This is a genomic window from Anaerolineales bacterium, from assembly GCA_022866145.1.
Classification (GTDB): domain Bacteria; phylum Chloroflexota; class Anaerolineae; order Anaerolineales; family E44-bin32; genus PFL42.
Window position 1 is genome coordinate 1 of sequence record JALHUE010000297.1, and the last position, 3,560, is coordinate 3,560.

A 3,560-nucleotide genomic window follows, 5' to 3' on the forward strand; every position below is an offset into this window, starting at 1 on the left:
CGCCCATCATCGTTCAGCACCTGGATCCCATAGCCGTCAGCCGGCTTCGTCTTGAACAGGTAGAACTCCTCGAGGATGTTCTCCTTGTCGTTGATCGTGTCGTGCTTGTGCGGCGGGATGCCGGACCAGTTGCCCGGCGGATTGATGGTCTCGCCAACGATCAGGCGGCTGCTGATCGGCGAGCCCGGCGCCACCAGCAGACGCACGTCGCGGCGCCAGTTGGCCATGCCGGCTGAGATCACCTTGACCGTGTCCGGGGTCAGCAGCTGCGGCTTCAGGTCGACCTCACATGGGGCTTTTGCGATGGCCAGTTCCAGGCGCGCCTCGGCCTTGACCTCCAGCTGGCTACGCCGCGGCGCATAAACCGTCGTTCCCAGGGCGCTGAAGATATCCGCCCGGGTGATGCCCTCGAACCGGGTCTGATCGACTGTGACCGAACAGCGGCCGGAAAGCAGCACCAGCGCCGCCTCCTCGTCCTTGAGCTGTCCCTGCCAGCTCTCGCCGGCCTCCAGCCGAAGAACCTCCAGCGCCAGCCACTTCACGCCCAGTTCGCCGGATTGAAAAACCGAGTGGTGACCCTTGCCGTGCGGTGCCTTCGTCATGCGACTCATCGAACACTCCCCAAGACGCTCAGTGAGATTCCCCCGCCACTTCAGCCTGCGCCCATGCCAGCGTCCGCGCGCCTGCCTGCAGAGGGATGTATTCCAGCCCGATATGCCCCTGGTAGCCGATGTCGCCGACCGCCAGCCGGATCGCCTCGAAATCCAGGCTGCCTGTCCCCGGCTCATGGCGCCCCGGGAAATCGGCGAACTGGATGTGCCCGATCCGAGGGCCCAGGCGGCGGAGCTCAGCGGCTGGATCGTAGCCCAGCAGTCCTAGGTGGTAGGTGTCGATTTGCAGCCGTACGTTGGGGTGGTCGAGTCCATCGACCACCTGCCGTGCTTCCTCCAGCGAGGTCAGGAAGTAGCCAGGGTTGTCGGTCGGATTCAGAACCTCGAGGGTGAGCACCACCCCGGCCTCGGCGGCCAGCGGTGCCGCCCGGCGCAAGTTCTCCAGCATGCACTCCCGCTGCGCCTGCCGGGCAACCTCGGGAAGCTCCACCCCCGACGCCAGCATCACCTTGCCGGCGTCCAGGCGGCGGCAGAGTTCCAGGGCATCATCCAGCGTCTGCTGGAACTGCCCCCTCCGCCGCCGGTCAACCAGGTAGCCGCGGTTGGCCGCGTCCCACACCGGCACATCCTGGTTGAACAGGACAACCTCGAGCCCCAGATCCCGCACGGCCGACTCGAGGCCGGGAAGGTCGGCGTGCGAGGGAAAACCAAACTCCAGAGCCTGGCAGCCCGCTTGGGCTACTAGCTTCGGGCGATCGGAGAACGGCGTCTCCGGAAACAGCCAACTGATATTCGGCGCGTACATGGACGCCCACGTCCCTTATCTGTCTTGCGGCTAGTTTGCACTGTCTTTGCGCGCAGAATAGATGGCGACAGCACCGAGCAAGATCAGACCCTTGATGATCCACTGCAGGTACGGATTCACACCCATGAGATTGAAGATATTGTTCAGCACCGACACGATCAGCACACCGGCGACGGTGCCGATCACGCCGCCCTTTCCGCCGCCCAGGCGCGTGCCGCCAATCAGCACCGCCGTGATCGAGTCCAGATCGAAACGGTCGTACTGCAGGCCCCCGACCCTTGGGTCGCCGGCGCCCATCCGGCTGGCGAGGTACATGCCCGTGATAGCCGCCATGGCGCTGCAGAACATGAAGGCGTAGGTGATCACCCGGCGGGTCTGCACCCCCGACAGGCGGGCGATGACCTCGCTGCCGCCTGTGGCCTTGACATGCCGGCCCCAGATCGTCTTGCCCAGCAAGACCCAGGTGACCACTACCACGGCAATGAGGAAGATCACCGGGAAGGGGATGGGGCCGATTTCGCCTTCGGCGAAGTACTCCCACCCTGGAGCGATGCCGCCACCGGGTTTCTTGGCGTACAACAGCACCATGCCCTGGATGACCGCACCCACGCCCATCGTGGCGATGAATGGCGCCACCCGCAGGCGGGTGATGATGTTGGCATTGACAAAGCCGATGAACACGCCCAGGAGAAGCAGGGCCACCACCATGCCCGCCACCAGCGGTAGCGTCGTGTAGCTCGCCATGAAACCGGTGGAGTACACGTTCATCAGGCTGACCGTGGCGCCGACCGAAAGGTCGATGCCTCCGACCAGTATGGCCATTGTCTGCCCGACGCTGGCGATCCCTAGGGCGACGCTCTGCCGCATAACATTGATGAAATTGACCGGCTTGCGGAAATCAGGGATGAAGATGGCGGCCAGGAGGACAATCGCCAGCAGCAGGCCGTAGATGATCAGGACATCCCGCTGCTCATCGAGAAAGCGGCGTCCGTTGAACGCTCTGCGGCGGGTGCCTAGGGTTTCAGTGGCCATCGGGTTTCCCGTAGGTGGCGAGCATCATGACCTCCTCTTCGGTAGCTTCCTCGCCCACCAGTTCACCCACAATCGCACCCCGGTGCATGACATACACCCGGTCGCTCATTCCGACGACCTCCGGCAGCTCGGACGAAATCATCACCACCGCCTTGCCCTGGTCGGCCAGGTCGCGCATCAGTTGCCAGATCTCGGCTTTGGCGCCGACGTCGATGCCCCGCGTCGGTTCATCGAAGATGATCAGCTCCGGGCCGCTGATCAGCCACTTGGCCAGCACCACCTTCTGCCGGTTGCCACCACTCAGGTTCTCCACATCCGTGCTCAGGCTGGGTGCGCGCAGGCGCAGATCCTGCGTTGCGGCTTCCACGACCTGGCGCTCTTGCTTGCGGTTGACCACGCCCCAGCGTTGGCGCTGGTCCAAACTGGGCAGGGCCGCGTTCTCGGTGACGGTCTGCCCCATCACCAGGCCCTCGGCGTTGCGGTCCTCCGTCAGGTAGCCGATCTTCTGCCTCAGCGCCTGGCGGGGGGTGCGCAGGTGTACCTTCTTGCCGGCGATCCAGATCGTTCCGGAGTCGATTCGCCGGCTTCCGAAGATCGCCTGCGCCAGCTCCGTCCGTCCGGCACCCACCAGCCCGCAGATGCCTACGATCTCGCCCCGGCGGGCTGTAAGCTGGATATCCTTCAGGCGGTCGCCCACCCGCAGCCCATCAACCCGCAGCACTTCCTCGCCCGGCTCCGTGCCGCGGGCTGGAAAGGTCTCGGAAAATGAACGGCCGATCATCAAGCGCACAAGGGTGGGCCGGTCGATCTCTGAGACCGGGAACGTCCCGACGACCTTCCCGTCTTTGAAGACCGTCACCCGGTCGGCAACTTCGAAGATCTCGGCGATGCGGTGGGAGATGTAGATCACCCCCACACCTTGCTCCTTGAGGGCTTTGACGACTCGAAACAGGTAGTCCAGATCCCGGCCGCCGAGGGCGGCCGAGGGTTCATCCATGATCACAACCCGAGCATTTAGGGATAAGGCCTTGGCGATCTCGATCATCTGCTTCTGAGCCACGCTCAGCCGGCCCAGGTTGGTTCGCGGATCGATCTCGACTCCCAGCCGCTGC

Annotated in this window: 4 protein-coding genes; all 4 read right to left on the reverse strand. The window is 64.4% G+C overall.

The features are described 5' to 3' along the window. A partial coding sequence (locus tag MUO23_09090; protein ID MCJ7513110.1) for a 5-deoxy-glucuronate isomerase occupies positions 1–611 on the reverse strand: 611 nt, incomplete at its 3' end. Positions 612–630: 19 nt separating this feature from the next. Next, the gene (locus tag MUO23_09095; protein ID MCJ7513111.1) at positions 631–1,416 is read right to left on the reverse strand and encodes a TIM barrel protein; all 786 of its coding nucleotides are present in this window, start codon (positions 1,414–1,416) and stop codon (positions 631–633) included. 30 nt (positions 1,417–1,446) lie between these two features. After that, positions 1,447–2,448, reverse strand: coding sequence for an ABC transporter permease (locus tag MUO23_09100; GenBank protein ID MCJ7513112.1), 1,002 nt, complete (start codon positions 2,446–2,448; stop codon positions 1,447–1,449). After that, the coding region (locus MUO23_09105) for a sugar ABC transporter ATP-binding protein (GenBank protein MCJ7513113.1) at positions 2,438–3,560 on the reverse strand (1,123 nt) is incomplete at its 5' end. The genes MUO23_09100 and MUO23_09105, both read right to left, overlap by 11 nt.